At 48.5% G+C, this 19,266-nt stretch carries 11 protein-coding genes; 1 reads left to right on the forward strand and 10 read right to left on the reverse strand.

The genetic code is table 11. The annotated features are described in order from the left end of the window. A partial coding sequence (locus Q369_RS27725) for a transposase (protein WP_035333503.1) occupies positions 1-245 on the reverse strand: 245 nt, incomplete at its 3' end. A gap of 298 nt (positions 246-543) precedes the next feature. Here Q369_RS27725 and Q369_RS0114720 point away from each other — a divergent pair. Continuing rightward, complete coding sequence (locus Q369_RS0114720; RefSeq protein WP_031528562.1) at positions 544-2,070, forward strand: malate:quinone oxidoreductase; 1,527 nt, start codon at positions 544-546, stop codon at positions 2,068-2,070. Positions 2,071-2,141: 71 nt separating this feature from the next. On the opposite strand, the gene Q369_RS0114725 is transcribed toward Q369_RS0114720, so the two are convergent. The 9 genes from Q369_RS0114725 to Q369_RS0114765 all read right to left on the reverse strand — a co-directional run bounded on the left by Q369_RS0114725 (position 2,142) and on the right by Q369_RS0114765 (position 19,250). Next, positions 2,142-2,738, reverse strand: a complete 597-nt coding sequence (locus tag Q369_RS0114725) for a Uma2 family endonuclease (RefSeq protein WP_031528563.1) — start codon at positions 2,736-2,738, stop codon at positions 2,142-2,144. A gap of 83 nt (positions 2,739-2,821) precedes the next feature. Continuing rightward, complete coding sequence (locus Q369_RS0114730; protein ID WP_031528564.1) at positions 2,822-3,667, reverse strand: sugar phosphate isomerase/epimerase family protein; 846 nt, start codon at positions 3,665-3,667, stop codon at positions 2,822-2,824. A 6-nt stretch (positions 3,668-3,673) separates the two neighbouring features. Further along, entirely contained in the window at positions 3,674-4,858 is a 1,185-nt protein-coding gene (locus Q369_RS0114735; protein ID WP_031528565.1) for an FG-GAP repeat domain-containing protein, read from the reverse strand. A 385-nt stretch (positions 4,859-5,243) separates the two neighbouring features. Further along, positions 5,244-7,010: a hypothetical protein gene (locus tag Q369_RS0114740; RefSeq protein WP_205624319.1), complete on the reverse strand. Its 1,767-nt coding sequence runs from the start codon at positions 7,008-7,010 to the stop codon at positions 5,244-5,246. A 112-nt stretch (positions 7,011-7,122) separates the two neighbouring features. Further along, the gene (locus tag Q369_RS0114745; protein WP_157488191.1) at positions 7,123-8,847 is read right to left on the reverse strand and encodes a hypothetical protein; all 1,725 of its coding nucleotides are present in this window, start codon (positions 8,845-8,847) and stop codon (positions 7,123-7,125) included. Positions 8,848-8,881: 34 nt separating this feature from the next. Then, positions 8,882-10,651: a RagB/SusD family nutrient uptake outer membrane protein gene (locus Q369_RS0114750; protein WP_031528568.1), complete on the reverse strand. Its 1,770-nt coding sequence runs from the start codon at positions 10,649-10,651 to the stop codon at positions 8,882-8,884. An 18-nt stretch (positions 10,652-10,669) separates the two neighbouring features. Next, entirely contained in the window at positions 10,670-13,792 is a 3,123-nt protein-coding gene (locus tag Q369_RS0114755) for a SusC/RagA family TonB-linked outer membrane protein (protein ID WP_051664072.1), read from the reverse strand. A 37-nt stretch (positions 13,793-13,829) separates the two neighbouring features. Beyond that, the gene (locus Q369_RS0114760) at positions 13,830-15,722 is read right to left on the reverse strand and encodes a RagB/SusD family nutrient uptake outer membrane protein (RefSeq protein WP_031528570.1); all 1,893 of its coding nucleotides are present in this window, start codon (positions 15,720-15,722) and stop codon (positions 13,830-13,832) included. A 12-nt stretch (positions 15,723-15,734) separates the two neighbouring features. Continuing rightward, positions 15,735-19,250 (reverse strand): TonB-dependent receptor, encoded by a 3,516-nt coding sequence (locus Q369_RS0114765; RefSeq protein WP_205624320.1) that lies wholly within the window; start codon positions 19,248-19,250, stop codon positions 15,735-15,737. Positions 19,251-19,266: the final 16 nt, after the last annotated feature.

The following is a 19,266-nucleotide window of genomic DNA, read 5'->3' on the forward strand; positions in this document are numbered from 1 at the left end:
TTTCTACTTGAATAAATATTGCTCATATAGCCAAATACGAGCACTTTTAACAGCATCTGGGGATGGTAACTTGCCGGACCGGTCAGGTAGTAGGCGGCATTGAGCGGCTCTAAATTGATCTTATTGATCACATCGTTGACCACCCGGACAACGTGCCCTTTGGGGACAAGATCTTCTAAACTTGGAGGAAGCAGCATCAACTGATGCTGGTGATAAGGCTTGAAATTAGGCTGTCGGCGACCCATTTTTCTTTGGTTTGCTTATAACTAAAGATAATCAATCCAGAAAAATTACCCAAACCTCTAAAATGAAAAAAGACTGCCTCATTTGAGACAGCCTCTTTTTTTATGCCTTCTCCTTACAGCCTTTTTGCAACTTAATAAGTTTTAATTGCCCCCAGACAAGAACTTGCAACCCGCCTTAAATTTATTTTTTGGAATTATACTATTTTCGAAACGAAAGGCATTAGCTAAATTGTTATCTAACTGCACTTTGTACTTTTCCGGGTTTGCATCCCGCTAAACATATCTTACTTTTTTCGTTATGAATACCAAAAAGTCTTCAAAAACGAGCTCTCCTGACGTGGTTTTGATTGGTGCGGGGATCATGAGCGCAACCCTGGGCGTATTGCTCAAAAAGTTAAATCCTGCTACTACTATTTCCATATTCGAACGGCTTGATCGTGTTACTGCTGAAAGTTCCGATGCATGGAACAATGCCGGTACCGGACACTCGGCATTTTGCGAGCTCAACTACACACCTCAGTTACCGGATGGTTCTATCGAGACCAAAAAAGCAGTGAAAATTGCGGAGTCCTTTGAAGTGTCCAAAGAGTTTTGGGCTTACCTGGTGGAAAACGGGATCATTGACCCGCCTGCCACATTTATCTATAATATTCCACACATGAGCTTTGTCTGGGGTGAGGAAAATGTAGATTATCTGCAAAAGCGGTACGAGGCACTGACAAGCCATCACCTTTTTCATGGAATGGAATATTCGGAGAACCAGGAGGAAATCAGGTCCTGGATCCCGTTGGTGATGAAAGGCCGCCGGCCGGACGAGAAAGTTGCGGCTACCCGCATGCAACTTGGAACCGACGTGAACTTTGGTACACTTACCCGCTCGATGTTCAACTACCTGGAAAAACAGGAGGGTGTGAATCTGTACCTGAACCATGAAGTCGACGATCTTACACGCAACCGTGACCGTTCGTGGAGTATTGAAGTAAAAGACCGTGACACACGTAAGTCCCGCAATGTGCAGGCGAAATTCGTATTCATCGGAGCTGGCGGAGGCTCTCTCCCATTGCTTGAAAAGTCCCGCATTCCGGAAGGAAAAGGATTCGGCGGATTCCCTGTAAGCGGACAGTGGCTCGTCTGCAACAAACCTGAAATCATAGAAAAACACCAGGCAAAAGTATACGGAAAAGCTTCGGTAGGATCGCCCCCAATGTCTGTCCCTCACCTGGATACCAGAATGATTGACGGGAAAAAGGCATTACTTTTTGGACCATACGCGGGTTTTTCAACTAAATTCCTGAAAAACGGCTCGTACCTGGATCTGCCGCTATCTATTAAGCTTAACAATATAAAGCCAATGCTGGCAGCAGGGATACACAATATTCCGCTCACAAAATATCTGATTGACCAGGTTCGTCAGTCTCCTGAGGATCGCGTTGAGGCGCTGAAAGACTATCTGCCTGACGCAAAGCTGGAAGACTGGGATCTGCTGAAAGCCGGCCAACGCGTTCAGGTGATCAAGAAAGACGAGAAAGAAGGCGGTGTGCTCGAATTTGGGACAGAAATGGTAACTGCTGCTGATGGTTCTCTTGCAGCATTGCTGGGCGCGTCTCCGGGTGCTTCCACATCAGTCTCTATTATGCTTGACTTGATTAACCGCTGTTTCCCGGAAGCAAAATCCACGGAATGGGAGACGGAATTCAAGAAAATGATTCCGTCATACGGTCAGTCTCTTGCAAAAGATGCTGAACTAGCTGCGAAAACCAGGGCTTGGACCACAGAGGTTTTACAATTGAGCACCTCACGTTTGGAAGAAGAATTAACAGCTTGATTTCTCAGGTTGATATAAGAGCAAAATCCCGGTTTTCAGACCGGGATTTTTTGTTTTAAATTCAAACATGATTACTTATCTTCAAAAACCTGGGACAAATCAATCGTCAAATCCGGCAGAATGATTGATCTGAGCAGATCTTTGCTGGTTTTTGGGTGCTGCCCGACAAATTTGCCATTCTCAGACAATGTAAATATCAGCACGTGCTCGTATTCAGGGTAGACAACCCAGTACTCCTTCACGCCACTTTCTTCATATATATCAAATTTCTGGTTCATTTCTTTCGCAGAATTGCCCGGCGAAAGTACTTCAATAACCAGGTCGGGAGCTCCAATGCAACCCTGATCGTCCAACTTGGAACTGTCGCAGATCACGCAGATGTCGGGCTGCAAAACCGTAGTAATTTCCTGGTTGCTCTTTTTGTCGCGAATTGGAAGACGAACATCAAAGGGAGCAGAGTAAGCTTGACAGGGCTGGTCTTTCAAATACGCCCAAATAGCTCCATTTAAGTTCCAGACGATTTTCTGGTGCCGGCGCGAAGGTGCCGGCGACATTTTATAAATATATCCGCGTATTAGTTCAAGACGTTCTTTGAACTGCCATTTAAGATAGTCTGCGTAAGTATATTGCTTAGCGAAGTCGAGTTGTTCAAGTGTGTCGATTGTCATGGAAGATGTTTTTTTGCAATGATATCAAATATAGGAAAGCTTCAACGTAATCAGAATTGTCACGCATTTCCCCTCTACTAAACTCAAAAGGCGAGCGATCTCAGAAAACGCAAACCGTCAATCGCGATGGATTCTTTAGAAGGTTCGATTGTCCGCCAGATGGAAGCCGCTTTCGCGATGATCTTGACGTCGGGTGTAAATGATTCAATGACAATGTCGCCCTGGTAATGAATGTGGTCGAGGGCTGCAAAAATCCGGTCCCAGTTGATCTGGTCACCTCCTGGCGTACCACGGTCGCTTCCGGATGCATGCAGCAAACCCAGCTTATGTCCAGCTTTCCTGATCGCCAGCGCGGGATCTTTCTCTTCGAGGTTCATATGAAATGAATCCAAATGCACGAGCAAATGGTCACTTCCTACATCCGCAATCATTTTCAAAGCCTGCTCACACGTATTGACCATATCCGTTTCATACCGGTTCAATGGCTCAATCGCCAACATTACGTTCTTTTCTTTTGCATATCCAGTCAGTCTACGCAGGTTAGTAACTGCTGTTTGCCACTGTTTCAGCTTCTTTTCATCATCATATAAATCAGCGCGGCCGACCGAGGAATAAATAGGTCCCGCCACGAGCTTACTACCAAGTACCGGCGCAATATCGATGAGCTGTTCCACATATTCCAAAGAGGTAAGCTGCTCTTTTTTATTCCCTCTCAGATCACGCCCTGGCCCGGTAGCCGCACAAACGGAGCGACATTCCAGCTCCGCAGCATCCAATGCTTTTCTTACCAACAAAGGATCGATATTGGCAGGATCTTCAATCGCTATTTCAACAAAATCAAAACCCCATTCCTTGAACTTTGGAAACCAGGAAACACCATCATTCGTAAAAGGCGACGCAAATAAGTAAGTGTTGATCCCGAATTTCATGTGTGATTATTTAACTTTTTGCTGTGTGAAAACCCGCACTCCTTTTTTATTACCTGTTACAATATCCAATAAACCATCATTGTTAATATCCTCCACAGTAACGTGCAGCCCCACACCTGAATCATTATCAACTTCGTGCCTGATCCAGGTTGGCGTTTTACCTGGCTTATATTCAAACCAATACACGACTGCCGGCTCGAATTCACCCGGATCGTTTCCGTGATGCGCAAAATACCTTTTGCCCGTAATAAAATCCATATCACCGTCGCCATTGATATCCTTCATTTCCAAACCGTGCGTCTGCGAAAACGAATCGTCAATCGTGTGGTGACGCCAGATTACATTGCCTTGTGCATCTTTCTGCTGCTCGTGCCACCATACACCATAATCGTGGGCAGACGCGCTCAGAACGTCATTCAACCCGTCCCCATTTAAATCCATTACATACATTTGTGAGCAATCTTTACCCAGGTCGGCGGGATGGAATTTCCAGTCTTCCTCTTTCCCATGTTTGACCGGCCCTTCCGCCGGACCTTCCCACCAGCCCGCTTTTACAAGCACATCTTTCTTTCCATCGCCATTGATATCCCCATACCCGATTCCATGCGTGTACATGTGGGTTGAATTATCGGGATCGTTGCTGATCACATACTTTTCCCAGGCAACATCACCCTTTTTCGCAGGAGATTTCAGCCAGATCACTTTCTTGGCAGTAGGATCATTGCAAAGCAGATCCAGCCTGCCGTCACCGTCTATATCCACCATCATCGGCGATTCATTTCCAACCGATGAATGGATCAAATGCGCCGGCCAGTGTCCCGTTTTCCCTTTCGGATTTTCGTGCCAGTATGCAGCTTTCCCCGGCCAGTCTATGCGCACGAGGTCAATCCATCCGTCCTGGTTAACGTCCATCGCATAGTCCAGGAATGAATTGCTATACCCGCCATTTACCTGAAAAGTATCGGGCTTCATAATTTCATGTGCTTTCCACGAAGGCGCCTCAAACCAATATGCGCCGGCCAGCACATCCTTCTTTCCATCCTTATTCACATCACCCATTGCAGCCCCTTCGGAGATAAACCGTTTGGTTAGTTCTGTTTTCTTGAATGTGATATCGCTACCTTTCTTAGCCTTGGTCTGCGCCTGGACAAAGCAGGGCATTAAAGCGGCCAAGAGGCAGAGGAATTTCATTTTATGATGCATTGCTATCTTATTTATATTTCAAAAATCTCACTATTTACCTTTTTTGTCAACCTGAGCGTACCGGGCTGTCGAAGGACCTGCACTATTTCACACTCAGCAAATAATCCAGTAATGCATAAAAATCCTTTCCGGGATTATGTTCCTGAACTGATCGGCAAATACCATTGTATCGCCTTCTGTTCTCCGTAAAGGCCTGTAAGCGTCCGGTCATTTTTCAATGTGATGTTATAAGTACGAAATGCCTCGTTTATATTCCTGTTAGGGTGAAGAATCTTTTGGGTCAATGCTCTGTGGCCCCAATACCCCTAACCCCCGAGGAGGGCGCTTTGCATCTCACATATAAGCCCCCTCCTAGGGGGTTGGGGGTAAAGTACTATGGCTGATAGACATAATTAGCTCTTCCCGCAGGTGCCACGTCTCCATTAACCCAGAAATCCATGATATCTCCCTGCTCCTGCATATTGTCACTCCATTTGAATTCAAAATCAGGCTCGCCAGTGATTCCGAGCATTGATTTTGGCACTTTGATCTCCATTTTATTTTTATTAACAAAGAACTCAGCTTCACCTGCTTTTGTCCAGTTCCAGGCAGCGTCGGTTTTCTCAACAATTGCTTTTTGATCAGGATTAATGCGGTTGATAACAACATCATATCCCTCCCATCCTGTGTTCTTATCCTTATCAGTATTGATGAAAAGTCGCATCCAGCCCGGATCTGTTTTTGGCGAAAGAGACTGCGCGGTTTCTACATAGAAATACACAAAATCCTGATCACGAGCTACTTTTGAAAGCACAATATCATTCCGACCGGTATTGTTCGTGTACACCAAACTCCCCCAGCCCGGACTGTTCCGGTGAATCGTATTACCCTTGTGCGCATTGAATGCCGGAGTCACCTGCTCCCATTCCGTGAATTTTCCGTCGATCGCAATGGTAGTCGCAGGCGAAGTACGCTCCCGCGTGGGTAACCCCTTAAACTTGCGGATGTTTGCAGCCATTTGATAATAATAATTATCCCCGTGCCCGCCTTTCATTGGCTCAATGTCGCGACTGCCTTCCTGGTCAAATTCGTCGGGAAATGCATTGGTCTGCTCCTGCCACACATCGTAGCGGCCGGCAATCCATTCATTCCAGCCAGTGATAAAAACCAGCTCAGGATTGATTTCAAGTGCCCTGTCAAATTGTTCCTGGAAATTAAAGCCATAATTCACGGCGCCTGGCGTGGTAATATGCCCCTTTGAAGTGTAGCTTCTGCTAAATGAACCGGTTGCATTCAATGCGGTCAGTCCCCGCGCTTTCGTCCAGTTTTGCGCCACGCCCACCGTAGCCTGCTCGAAAGTCCCGTCTGCATTTTTCCTGAAACCGTGCTGCGGGAATATTTCCATCCAGCCCCAGTGATCTTCTTTTTCAGGACCTTTGTTGTAAACCGGCTGACCCGGCCGGAATGTAAAAAAGTTGCGCATTTCCTTTTCCAATGCAGGTTCAGCAGCTTTCCCTTTGATGGTTTCGGTAAATTCAGGCGAAGCCATAATGAATGGTCTTCCTTTCCACATAAACCACAGATCCTTGTACTTTCCCGGTTTGTAAAGATCTGTGTAAATCTCCCTGATGATCTCTTTCCCGCCGTCAGTTGTCCAGAAAGGCAGCATAAAGCAAATCTGAGGTGTTTTGACGCCGTCTTTTCTGGCTTGCGTAAATACCTCGCAAAGCTTCATGTAAGATTCTTTCCAGGTCAGGTTCCCATTGGTACAATCAAAAATGATCATATCCACACCCGCATCGGCCAGCATTTCGGCATGTTTGCGCAGCAGCCACTCGTCGGTATCAATGTAATATCCAAACAGCGGCTCTGCCCAAAACCATGGGCTCTTCCGCTTCGGCCAGATCGGATCGTTGTAATCGTGGATTGCCTTGGGATTGCGGGAAAGGTATTCGGTTACATTCAATGCAGGATTATTCTTCGCCTGTTGCGTATGCCAGGTCCAATAGAATAACCCGACAAACTTGTCCTTTTTCAAATCACCGGCTTCTTGATGCGAAGGCAACCTGCGGCCGACTGCGTCGGTGGCAGTAACCAGCGGGCTGTAGTTCTGTGCGAGTGCAGGTGAGACAAGGAGTAAAAATATTATTGGAAATTTCATTTTCATTTTTCAAAAGATTGTTTGTAAATTTTTGTCACCCTGAGCACAGTTGAAGGGCCCTTCGACTGCGCTCAGGGTGACAAAGCGTTAATGCGCTGAAGGTGACAAAAACCTATTCGTTTGCGATAAAACTGAACCTTCCGCCCGGAGCTACGTCGCCATTCACATACCAGTCGAGCGGATTTCCATCTTCCTGCATGTTGTCGCTCCACTTAAACTCCATATTCAGCGGCGTTTTCAAATTTGTTAAATAGGATTTAGGAATAGTCACCATCAGCTCGTTACCTGCCACCTGGTAAGTCACTTTGCGTACGTCGTGCCAGTTACCTGATTTATATTGCTGCAAAGTATTTCCCGAGACAATGCGGAAATCGTACCCTTTCCAGCCGGTCGCCGCTTTCCGGTCTATATCAAGGTAGAGGCGCATCCAGTTATCGCCTGAGTTGGGCGTGATCTCAGCCGCTGTTTTCACATAGAAATACAGGTTTTTGCTGTCGCGCGCCACTTTCATTTCATCGAAATCATTGCGGCCGGTCTTGTTTACGTAAGTTACTGCCGGCTCAGTCTGCGCGCCGGGATGATTGCGCGCCTGGGTATCTCCTGTATAGTCTTTATAAACCGTCGTGACATTTTTCCAATCATCGAAACCTGCAACCGAAACTGCCGGTCCTAACACCGGATTCACCTCCACACCCTTGTACCTGCGCACATTGGCGACGAGCTGCATATAATAATGGTCTTTCAAACCTGCCGTGAGTGAAGGCTCAATGTCCCGGCTGTACTCCGGGTTCGCCTGATCGCAAAACCACGAATGCTCCGGATTTTTGTCGTGGCTGGGAAACTTACCCGCGATCCATTCATTCCAGCCGGTAACATATACAAACGGCGTATTCTGCTTGATCGCGAAATCCCATTGCTCCTGCACATTGTAACCAAAGGCAATGTCCTTTTTAGGATCGCCGGGCGAACCATTCCGATAGCTTCTGCCCCAGTTATCCTTGTTACCGTAAAATGCCGAGCCGCCCATTCCGGCAGTCGGATTGGGATGCTGCGCCACCGATACATTGATGATCTCTCCTTCGCCTTTCGTATTATAATGTACTTTTTGAGGTCTGGTAAAAGAGATCCATGGCCAGCCATTTGTCTTCTGCGCCTCTGTCGGCCACTGCGATTCGCGAAAAGTAAAAAACGATTTATAGTTGCTGCCTTCTGCTTCTTTACTGATCCCAATGATCAAAGGTTTACCATCGAGCATGTACCAGCAATCGGGGTGGCGGTAAGGTGCGCCTTCTTTGTAAAACATATCATAGGCTTCCTGCATCGTTTCGCCGGATTGTGTATTGGTATAAAAAACAATCTTCGGCGCCTTCCGGCCTTGTGCGCGCACCGCGTCCATTGCTTTCATCAATACATCGGCCTGCTTTGCATAGGTAAGCCGGTTGGTTGCATCAATAACCAGAAAGTCGACTCCCGCGTCAGTCAGCAGCTGAATGCTCCGCAGGTGCACCCAGTAATCATCCGCTTTGTAGTAACCGTAGATCGGCTGGCCCCAATAGTACATTCCCACGCCATTCTTCGGATCGCCGCCCCAGTCAGGATGGTCAAAATCTTCCAGTACTGCCGGATTTTTAGAAACAATTTCATGCAAATCCCAATGCCGCGCAGGTGCCACATCGTGCCACAGAAAATAGAACATACCTACCTGCCGGTTACTCTTGGGATTCCCTACGACATTGTTTTGCGGGATTGTCCTGCCGAGGTCATCGGTACCTGCCAGCGGCTGTGCAAAACTAGCGGTCGCGGTCAGGCTCAATAGTGTGAAAATTCGTTTTAGCATTAATTAAGGATTTAGGATATGTATGATCTAAGATCTAATCAAGCCAGCCGGGATTCTGCCAGTCTGCGCCGGATAACCCAATGATTTTGTCGACTTCGGCCTGATCGATCGGGTACAGCAGATACTTATCTGAAAATGCATTGCGGTTGGTAAACTTAAATCGGCGATAAACGAGATTGGTACCGCTTTTTGTGATCCGCATTCCTGTTACAAAACGGTCGGTCTGATCCAGGATCTTCCAGCGGCGCACATCAAAAAAGCGGTGCTCTTCGAATGCCAGCTCTACCCGCCTTTCGTTTCTGTATTTTTTCTCAAAAGCATCTTTCGTCATCGCCGCCGGAAAGCCCGGCATTCCTGCCCGCGCCCGCACCGCATTTACAGCCTGCCTCGCCGACATGGTTTGTGTGCCCACCTTAACAGCCACGTCCGGCCCGGCCGACTGGTACGCAGCCTCCGCGAAGTTGAGATACAGCTCAGCTAACCTGAACAGCCTGATCGCCCCGTCCGCATCATTGTTCTGCCCAGACCTGAAATTGTTGAACTTCCTGAGATAGTAGCCCGTACGAGTATGTTTCCGGTTGATATCAGAAATCTCCTCAGCCCCGCCCACGAAAGTTTCGACCTTCTTGCCGGCAGGCTGATCCAGGTTCCTGACAGCGCCATTGTAGTAAATGGAAGCATAGAAGCGGGGATCGCGTCCCACATAAGGATCCGTTTCCTTGTAGCCCGAGGTTGCATTAACAACCGGCGTGGTACGATTAGCATCGGAATACCCTGTTATCGGTGCTTCCCCATTGGCCATTTCGTAGCTGTCTACCATTTCCTGTGTGGGGCAGGGACCTGTTCTTTCCATGCCAGGATTGGTCGGCATGCCTGCATACCGCCAAACCTGCATAGCATCTCCGGCATGATAGATGGTTTCTTTATCGGTAGCGCGCTGGTCATTCGAACTGGTGAAAAAATAAAGCGCGTAGCTGTTTTGAGCGATATCGGCGGTTGGTTTTTGGTTAAAAAGCTGATAGCCGTTTGCCAGGCATTCTCCCAGTGCTTCCGCTGTAATTGCGGCGGCTGTTTGCCAGTTGTACGTACCATCACTCCAAAGCGGACTGGCTGCATAAGTAACAGCCTGTGACTTCACAGCATAAGCAACCGCCCGCGTCATGATCCCATATTGATTGTCAAAAACATCCCAGGGCAATCCCTCGCGGGTAGCAGGATACGAAAGTGCTTTGTCACAATCAGCCAGAATAAAGGTTACTACCTCCGAAAAGCTGGCACGTTTATCCTGTGAAAAATCGTGGTCAATCGCGAGCGGCTTGTCGAAGATTGGTACGCCGCCGTAGCGTTTGATTAATTGGAGGTAATACAATGCACGCAAAGTATGCGCCTGCGCGATCCAGGAATTCTTCTCGCCTTCACTCGCGTAAACCGTTGCCGTTATAATATTCTCAATAAAAACATTGCATTTCCTGATCCCTTCGTACAGTTTCCCCCACGGACTTCCATCCGCAGAGTTCTGGGCATAAGTAAGTGAAGTCACATTGCCGCCGTACCAGACAATGTATTTCGATCCGGGCGTAATATCGTCTGCGTCCTGCGCTTCGTCGGTAAAGGAAGCGCGGTCCATGTAAGGTTTTGGAACAAACCCATAGCAGGAATTCAGGTAACCGCGTGTACGATTATAGTCGCTGAAAACCTGGTCCATGGTAATGCGGCCGTCGCTGGGTAAGTCCAGCTTTTCGTTGCAGGAAATCAATATGCAGGTAACCGCAAGTGTCAGGAGAAGTATCTTATATTTTTTCATTTTTGTAAAATGGGAGAGTTAGAAAATGACACTGATACCTGCATTGAACACGCGGTAAACGGGAAAGCCGGCAAAACCGCCGCCCTCAGGGCCGTAATCTTTCGACCGCATTTTATCCCAGGTAATCAGGTTTTGCCCGCTGACCAATATCCTGATTTTCTCAGCCAGAATGTACCGAGATATGGACGTAGGAAGCGTATAGCCGATCTCTACATTTTTCAGGCGCAGATAAGAGCGGTTGTCGAGATAGTAGTCACTGGTTTCGTGATTGACGCTCTTCGCCAGCGAGAGCGCGGGAGCTGTTATTCCTTCTCCATTCGCATAGCGCTCGGGTGTCCACGCATTGCGGTGGAGTGATCCGAATACGCCGTCGTACTCCGTTTCCCAGATACCCGTCAGACTCCCTGTTTCAACCGTCGCGTATTTGCCTACGCCCTGAAAAAGGAAACTCAGATCCAGGTTTTTGTAAGTAAACCCGGCTGACAGAGAATAAATCGTGCTCGGCAGCATGCCTGTTCCGATAGGCGCTTTGTCGCGCTCATCAATTTTCGAATCTCCATTCAGGTCGCGGTATTTCAGGTCGCCGGGGCGAGGGGTACCAAACCCGTAGGTAAGTCCGCTTTGGTCGATCTCCACCTGCGAATTAAAGTATCCGTTTCCATTGCTGCGGTCGATGAGGTATCCAAACTTCTGACCGTAAGAATAGCCTTCCTGCCATTTACGGTAAGCATAATCCTCCGTTTTGAGGGCTTCATTCTGGTTGATGATTTTGTTTTTGGCATAGCTCACCATCAAATTTCCGAATACCGAAAAGTCGCGGCTCAGCGCTTTGTTAATCCCGAGCGTTAAATCAACCCCCTTGTTTTCAAAACTACCTGCATTGAGCTTGGGATAGTTAACGAGCTGCACGCCCTGGTAAAGCGGAATTGTAGACAATGCGCTGACGATCATATTATCCATTTTCTCATGAAAAACATCCACCGAAAGGTTTACTGCATTCAAAAAGCCCAGATCGATCCCGAAGTTCTGCTTCCTGGAGATTTCAGCGGCAATGTTCGGATTACCTACCTGGCCTTCTTTGACCTCGTATTGCAGTGAGCCGATCGGCCCGCCGCCTGTCACAGTTACATTATCCAGGTATGCATACCGCGCGAGCCCGCTTTCATCATTGGCAGTCTTCCCGTAAGAAGCGCGCAGTTTCAGGTAAGTGAGAAATGCATTTTCTTTTAAGAATGCCTCATTCGAAATAACCCAGGCTGCCGAAATTGCCGGTGTTGTGGTATATCGCGCAGTTCTCGCATATTGCTCTGATCCTGAATAGCCGAGGTCGAGTTTCAGCAGATACCGGTTATCAAACCCATAATTCACCTCAAAACCTGAGCTAACCCTGTTATAAGGCAGCATCCGCGCTGAGTCGTTTTCAGCTCTTGTCAGGTTTTGGTAAAACATATACGCCATTGCGCCCACCCGGTGCCGACCAAAGTCACGCTGATAGTTCATCGCTACATTGTAGGTCAGGTGGTAATAGTAAGAATGCGACTTTGAGTAAGCCAGCGGCGTGTTGTTCTGCGCACCTTTTTTGATGAATCCGGTACCCGAAGAATCGCTCGTCTGCACCCAGCGCTCATAATCCTGCTTGGTACTCAAACTTCCCACGGAGTTGGTCTGGTAAGCCAGCCTGCCGGTCAGGTTCAAACCTTTTGTCAGAAAACCCATATCGAGGTCAAGGCCAAACTGCGAAGTAATGTTGGTAACGGTATGCCGCACGTAGCCGGTCCGGTTGAGCATTCCATAGGTAGGCGATTCCACACGTTCGGTCGTGATCACTTTTCCACCGGGATCAGTTACTTCGCCCGATCCATCCACTACCGGCTGGGTCACCGGACCGTAAACTGTCGGAGGAATGCGAAAAATGCTGGAATACACATCTGCATTGCCTGCGCCTGGCGTACGCTCCCGCTTTACATTCCCGCTCAGCCGCACAAATGCTTTCAGGTAACGGTTCAGGTTCATATCCACATTCGAGCGGTAGTTCACCCAGATATTGTTTGCATTCGGATTGTAGCGCGCCTGGTCTGTTTTGAAATAGCCGCCCTGGTGCATGAAGTTGATGTTGGAAAAAAACTGCACTTTGTCGTTTCCTCCTGTCACGTTCACACTCGCCCGCTGCATGTTGGCGAAGTCTTTGATAAAGCGTTTATACCAATTGTTATTTGGGTAAAGAGCGGGATCTGAGCCTGTCCGGTAACCTTCGATCTGCTGCTGGCTGAACAGGTAATTAGGCCCCAATCCATCATTTAATGCAGCCTGGTTGCGCATGGTGGCATAATCGGCCGAATTGTAAAACGGCGGGGTTGTGGTTACCTGCTGCACAGATTGGTCAAACCGGGTTTTGATCTGCAACGGACCCTTTTTCCCTCTTTTCGTAGTGATTACCAGCAGCCCATTCGCACCCTGAATTCCATAAAGTGCCTGGGTAGAAGCATCTTTTAAAATGGTAACAGTCTCAATTTCGTTGGCAGTAATGTAATCCAAAGTCTGGTTGCTGTTGTAAGCGCAGATAATCCCGTCGATGATCACCAGCGGCCCGCCATCCCGCGCCGCAGCAAGCCCGCGGATATACAGGTTGGTAGTTGCGCGCGACAGTTCCGAAAAGGTTTCTTGCGTAGTAAGCCCAGGCAGGCGGCCGGCAAGTGTTTGCGTCAGGTTAGCGACCGGCGCTTTTTCCAGCTCCTCTCCTTTTACAGTTGCTACTGAGCCCGAAATATCATTCCTGAACTGTGACGTATAACCCAGCTGGATTATCTCGTCTTTCCTGTGCGCATCCCATTGCAGCTTAACTTCGATTTCCTGCTTGTCGGCTACATTGATCTTCTGGTTTTTGTAACCATATAATGAAAAAACAATGGCCGAACTGCCGTCGTCGATGCTCATCGCGAATTCTCCCTTACTATTCGTAGAAGTACCGTTTTTCCCGTTTTCAGAATTGATCACAACACCCGAAAGCGGCTTACCAAACTCATCGAGCACAAGCCCGTTGATCGTTTCTGTCGACTCCTGCGCCAAAGCGGTCGTGCCGAATGCAGACAGGATCACAAAGGCTGCAAGCGACAGAATACCGGATTTTATATATGTTATCATAAAAAATGATCGTATAAATCGTTGAAAACTACATTGATTACCAACCCGGACTCTGCCAGTTTGCCCCTGTGATAGACCTTAGTCTGTTTGCCTCGTTCAAAGGCATAGGCACCCACAGGAACTTGTTTGTGTAATTCTTTCTCTCCGTCCCGCGCACATTCCGCCGCTTGTAGCTGAAAGTGCCGTTTGCATTCCGGGTGATTTCCATTGCGGTAATCCAGCGGTCGGTTTTGGAAAGATCCTCCGTCGGCAGTGACCACCGGCGCACATCGAAATACCGGTTTTCTTCCATCGCCAGCTCTACCCGACGCTCGGCGCGCACGCGTTTAATTAATGCATCTTTGGAAAGACCGGCAGGCAAATTGGGCATTCCCGCCCGCGTCCGAATTTCATTTACAGCTTTCACTGCGTCCGCAAGCTGGCCTGCTTCGGCCGCTGCTTCCGCAAAATTGAGTATCACCTCGCCCAGCCTGAAAAGCTTCCAGTTGGCACCAGCGATCGGATTGTCGTTGCCTGAATTGGGGTGTAAAAACTTGCGCTCATAATACCCTGTACGTGTTGCCCGGCGCATGGTCGGGTGAATGCCGGTCTGCGGCTCACCGGCGTAAGTAGCAATAATGCGGGTGCGGTTGCCAATCGGTGCCGGGTAGTTTTCCACTGACTCCGGTGCTTCCGCAAAATTCCACATTGCTTTGCGCTTTGATCCATTGTAATAAATGGAAGCGTAAAAACGCGGGTCGCGGTTGGCGTAAGGATCGTTTGGATTGTAGAGCTTGTTAGCTGCATTGTAGTTAGGCTGTAAATGCTGCTCGTCGAGGTACGGCCTATCCAGGTCGAGGATAGGCTGACCGTCGATCGTTTCATAAGCATCCACCAGCTCCTGCGTAGGACAAGTTCCCGACTTATAACCATCCTGCGAGCCAATCCCGTCGATATTCCAGATGTTACCCTGGTTTTCGCGGCTCTGGTAAATGGTTTCACGATCCACCGACGCAGCCGAGTAGTTCATGGTCTGGGTGAAATATTCGTTATAAATGGCGGTGTTTACATTTTTGTTCGGGCCAAGGAAAGCCGTTTCAGAAAGGTAGGTCTGCGGAAAATTAACCTGATTGTACAGCTGGTATCCATTTGCTTTCAAGTTTTCCAGCGAAGTTTTGTTGATCTGGTAAGCCTCCGGCCAAAGATTTTGGCCTGCATTATTGAGCGGACTGGCTGCAAAAAGGATCATTTTGGACTTGATCGCTTCGGCTAAACCTTTGTGCACGCGACCGCCTTCGCTGGCTGTGGTAACCCGCCACGGAAGCTCGGCCGTATTCAATGCCACATCGCAGTCTTCGATAATGAATTTGACCACATCGTAATAGCTCGCCTTTTCCACGGTGGAAAAATCCTGGGAAAATTCGTAAGGCTCTCTTTCGATCGGCAGCACGGGGCCAAACCATTTGAGCAGTTCCGAATAGTAGTAAGCTCGCAGCAAATGCGCCTCCGCTTTCCATCGCGCCCGATCGGTCGGTACGCGTACAGTAGCTTCGTCAATGCGGCTGATGAATACGGTACAATTCCGGATCGCAGCCCAGTATCTTGCCCAGTACTCTCCATTCCCACCGTCGGCGCTGATGTTCGTTACCGGGTGACTGCCTGCGGACGCATCTCCATTGTACATTCTCCCAGACATAATCCACGATTCGGCTTCTGCGTCGGTATCCCAGGACTCGTCACTCCAATTAACGGGGCCGCGACTCCAGAAGAAATAGCGGGTTCCTTTTACGGGCATATTGGCGTAGCAGGTATTTAAAAAAGCACCTACTTTATCATTATCTGCAAAAATTTCATCCATGGCCAGCTTTCCGTCCGGCGCCATATCCAGCACACCTTTGCAGGAAGTCAGCAAGACAAAAACAAGCATTGAAAAACGATATATCTTTTTCATTGATCTCTCTGATTAAAAGGTGACGTTAAGACCGAGGTTCGCCATTTTGGTTACCGGGTACCCGAGCGAATCGTCGTTTTCCGGGTCGAGGTGGTTCATCCTGAGCTTGTCCCACGTGAAATAATTCTGTGCACTTACATATACCCGGAACTTGCTGATACCAATGGCTTTCAAAGATCCCGAAGGCAATGTGTAGCCGAGCGTCAGGTTTTTGAGGCGGGTAAAAGATCTGTCCATGATGAAGAAATCATTGGCGGTATGGTTTGTCGTGCTATGTGTGCTCAATGCAGGGTAAGTGATCTTGTCTCCGTTAGCGTAGCGTTCAGGAGTCCAGGCAGATTTGTGGTAATCGAAATAGGTACCCCGGATAATGTATTCATATACACCCTGCTGCGCGTAGTTCATCGTGTATTTTCCAACACCCTGAAAAAAGGTAGTAAAATCGAATCCCTTGTAATTGACTGTAAGCGACAGGCCGTAGTTAACGCGCGGAATGGTGGAGTAACCAATTGGCGCCTGGTCTTTGTCGTCGATGGTACCGTCGCCATTCAGGTCAATGTATTTGAAATCCCCTACCCTCGGCTCGCCGAATCCGTACCTGGTTTTGGCGAGATAGGAATCGAGCTCCTCTTTGGAATTAAAAAAGCCGTTTCCATTGCTGTAATCAATTTTATAACCCCACGATTGATTCAAAGAGTATCCTGCCTGCCGGTACCGGTGAACATAGCTCTCATCGCGTATCGATTCGTCCATGAACTTGACGGTATTATGGTTGTACCCATAGTTTCCGGAAATCATGATGTTGAAATCTTTGGAAAAAGCCTTATTGTACGTCAGCTCGATCTCGTAACCTTTGTTATCCACCAACCCCATATTCACTTTGGGGATATTGCCCAGCGGCACGCCCTGAAATTCGGGAACGGTACCCCTGTTGATAAGGATATTGCTGCGTTTTTCCCTGAAGTAGTCGAAAGTGAGGCTCAGGTCTCTCAAAAGCTGGAAATCGATCCCATAGTTTTGTTTAGCTGCTACTTCCCAGGTGATATTCGGATTTCCCAACAAACCCATATTGATCTGCTGACCTAGCCCCAAACTTCCCAGCGGACCGCCACCGCTCATGGTGATATTGCTTTGGTACAAAAACCGCGGGCTTGTTTCGCGGGACGCGCCCAGAATGTCATTGCCCACTTTTCCATAAGAAGCCCGGAATTTCAGGTTGGTCACATATCTGTTGTTTTTCAAAAAGTTCTCATTACTCAAAACCCAGCCCACAGACACTGCCGGAAAGAAACCAAACCGGTGACCAGGCGCAAATTGCTCCGATCCATTGTATCCCATATTTACTTCGGCCAGATATCTTTCATCAAAACCATAAGTAGCCCGCGCAGCCACGCCAAGTACATTGTAGGGGATTTCGCCGGCCGGGGTTTCCCAGGTATCGCGCTGCGCGAGGAACATCCCGCCAATATCGTGTTTCCCGCCAAACAGCCGCTGATAGTTAATGGAACCCTGCATATTGATGTTATAGCGGGAATCGGCGCCTTTGCCAAGCGACAGCAACTTTTCGTCTGACCTTTTAACAGCATAAGTAAGCACGTCCGTAGCCGGGTTCACTTCGGCCAGGTAAAGCCTTTCCGACTTGTCGCCCTGCATTGCAGTTGTCGATTTTGAATCGTAGGAAATCATACCTCTGATGCTCAGACCTTTGGTGACCGTATTTCCCAGATCCCATTCCATTCCGTAGGATGCATTCAGATTCGAGCGTATTTCATTGCGGTAGCCCATTCTGTTCATAATCTCAAATGCCGACCGGTCCATATAACCGGGATCTACTATCTGGCCCGGTGCAACGCCGAAACCGTCAATGGTAGTTGGCCCGGGAGTAATGGGCAAGATCGTTTGTGCCTGGTAAAGCAGGTCGCGCATCATCCAGTTGGTATCATTCCCATAAAGCCAGGCCGCCGGCATATTCACCTGCTCAATGTAAGTGCCTATGTTTAAGAACGCTTTGAGCGAGTTGGTCACTTTGTAATCCAGATTGGCGCGAAAGCTGTACCTGTCCATTTTAGAGGAAGGATCATAGCCCAATACAGACTTCGGCTCTACATTGAGGTTACCGCCCTGGTGCAGATATGCGCCATTTACAAAATACGAAACCTTGTCGGTACCTCCTGTTACATTCATATTCACGCGTGTTTGCGGCGCGTACCTTGAAATGTACTCGCGGTAGTAATCGTGGTCGGGGTAAATATATCTTCTGACCATTGCTTTTTGCGCGTACTCAGGATCGTTCGGGTCGAGGCCGGCGATCGGATTGGCGTATTTGTCCATTTGTTCCCGGGTAAACGGCAGCGGCGTGATCCCGTCGTTTCTGGAAGCTTCGTTCCGCAGCGCCATATATTCAAGCGAATGCAGGCGCTCGGGCTCACGGGTAAATGACGAAAAACTTTGCTCGGTATTGATCGTGAGCTCGGTTTTACCGGCGGTACCGCGCTTGGTAGTGATCAGGATAACTCCGTTCGCGCCGCGTACCCCAAATACTGCAGTGGCAGATGCGTCTTTCAGAATGGAAACGGAAGCTACTTCATTCGCGTCCAGAGTGCGGATGTTATCCCTGGGCACGCCGTCGATTAATATCAATGGACTTTTTCCATTCGTTGTTGCGGCGCCGCGGAGGTACATCGTAGCGTCATCGCGTCCCGGCTGGCCCCCACCCGATTGAATGGAGGTCAGGCCCGGTAAGCGCCCCGACAAGGAATTGGCCAAGCTTGCTGATGAACTTTGCTGTAATATTTCCGAACTCACAGACGAAACCGCGCCTGTGACAGACACTTTCTTTTGTTCTCCAAAACCTACAATTACCACTTCTTCCAATGCTTTTTCGTCAACTTTGAGCGTAACGTCCAGCGTAGTTGCAGCGCCTAATGCAATTTCCTGACTGATATAGCCTACGAAACTGAAAATCAATACGGCATTATCTTCCGGCACGAGGATCTGGTACTTACCGTCGATGTTGGTGGAAGTACCCTGCGTGGTACCTTTTACAACCACACTTACCCCGGGAATGCCTGCACCTTTTTCGTCGATGACTGTACCCGTCACGTCCCTGTCTGCTGCGGGTGTACTTTCCGGATTTTCAATGCGCTGTTCGGAGGTCTTCTTTTCCGCCGCTCTTTTGAGCAAAATGGTCCTTTTGGAAACCTTGTATTCGATGCCCAGCGGGACAAGCAATTTTTCGAGTACAGCATCGAGGCGCTGGTTCGTTCCGTCAAAACTTACCTTGCGCTCGGCTCCGATTATTTCGGCACTATACACGAAGCGTACCTTCGTTTGTCCCTCGATTTTTTCGAGCACCTGGGCTACATCCATATTGCTAACTGTTATGGATATACGCTGACTCAAAATCTCCTGTGCGCGTAGGTTATTGGCCGTCGCGATCTCTACAAAAAGCAGCAGGAGCATACATTGACCGACGGTAAACTTCATGGTCAGAAAAATGACCATATTACATTGAAGAAGTATTTTCATAGATGGTTTAGGTTAA

The organism is Dyadobacter crusticola DSM 16708, assembly GCF_000701505.1.
Lineage (GTDB): Bacteria > Bacteroidota > Bacteroidia > Cytophagales > Spirosomataceae > Dyadobacter > Dyadobacter crusticola.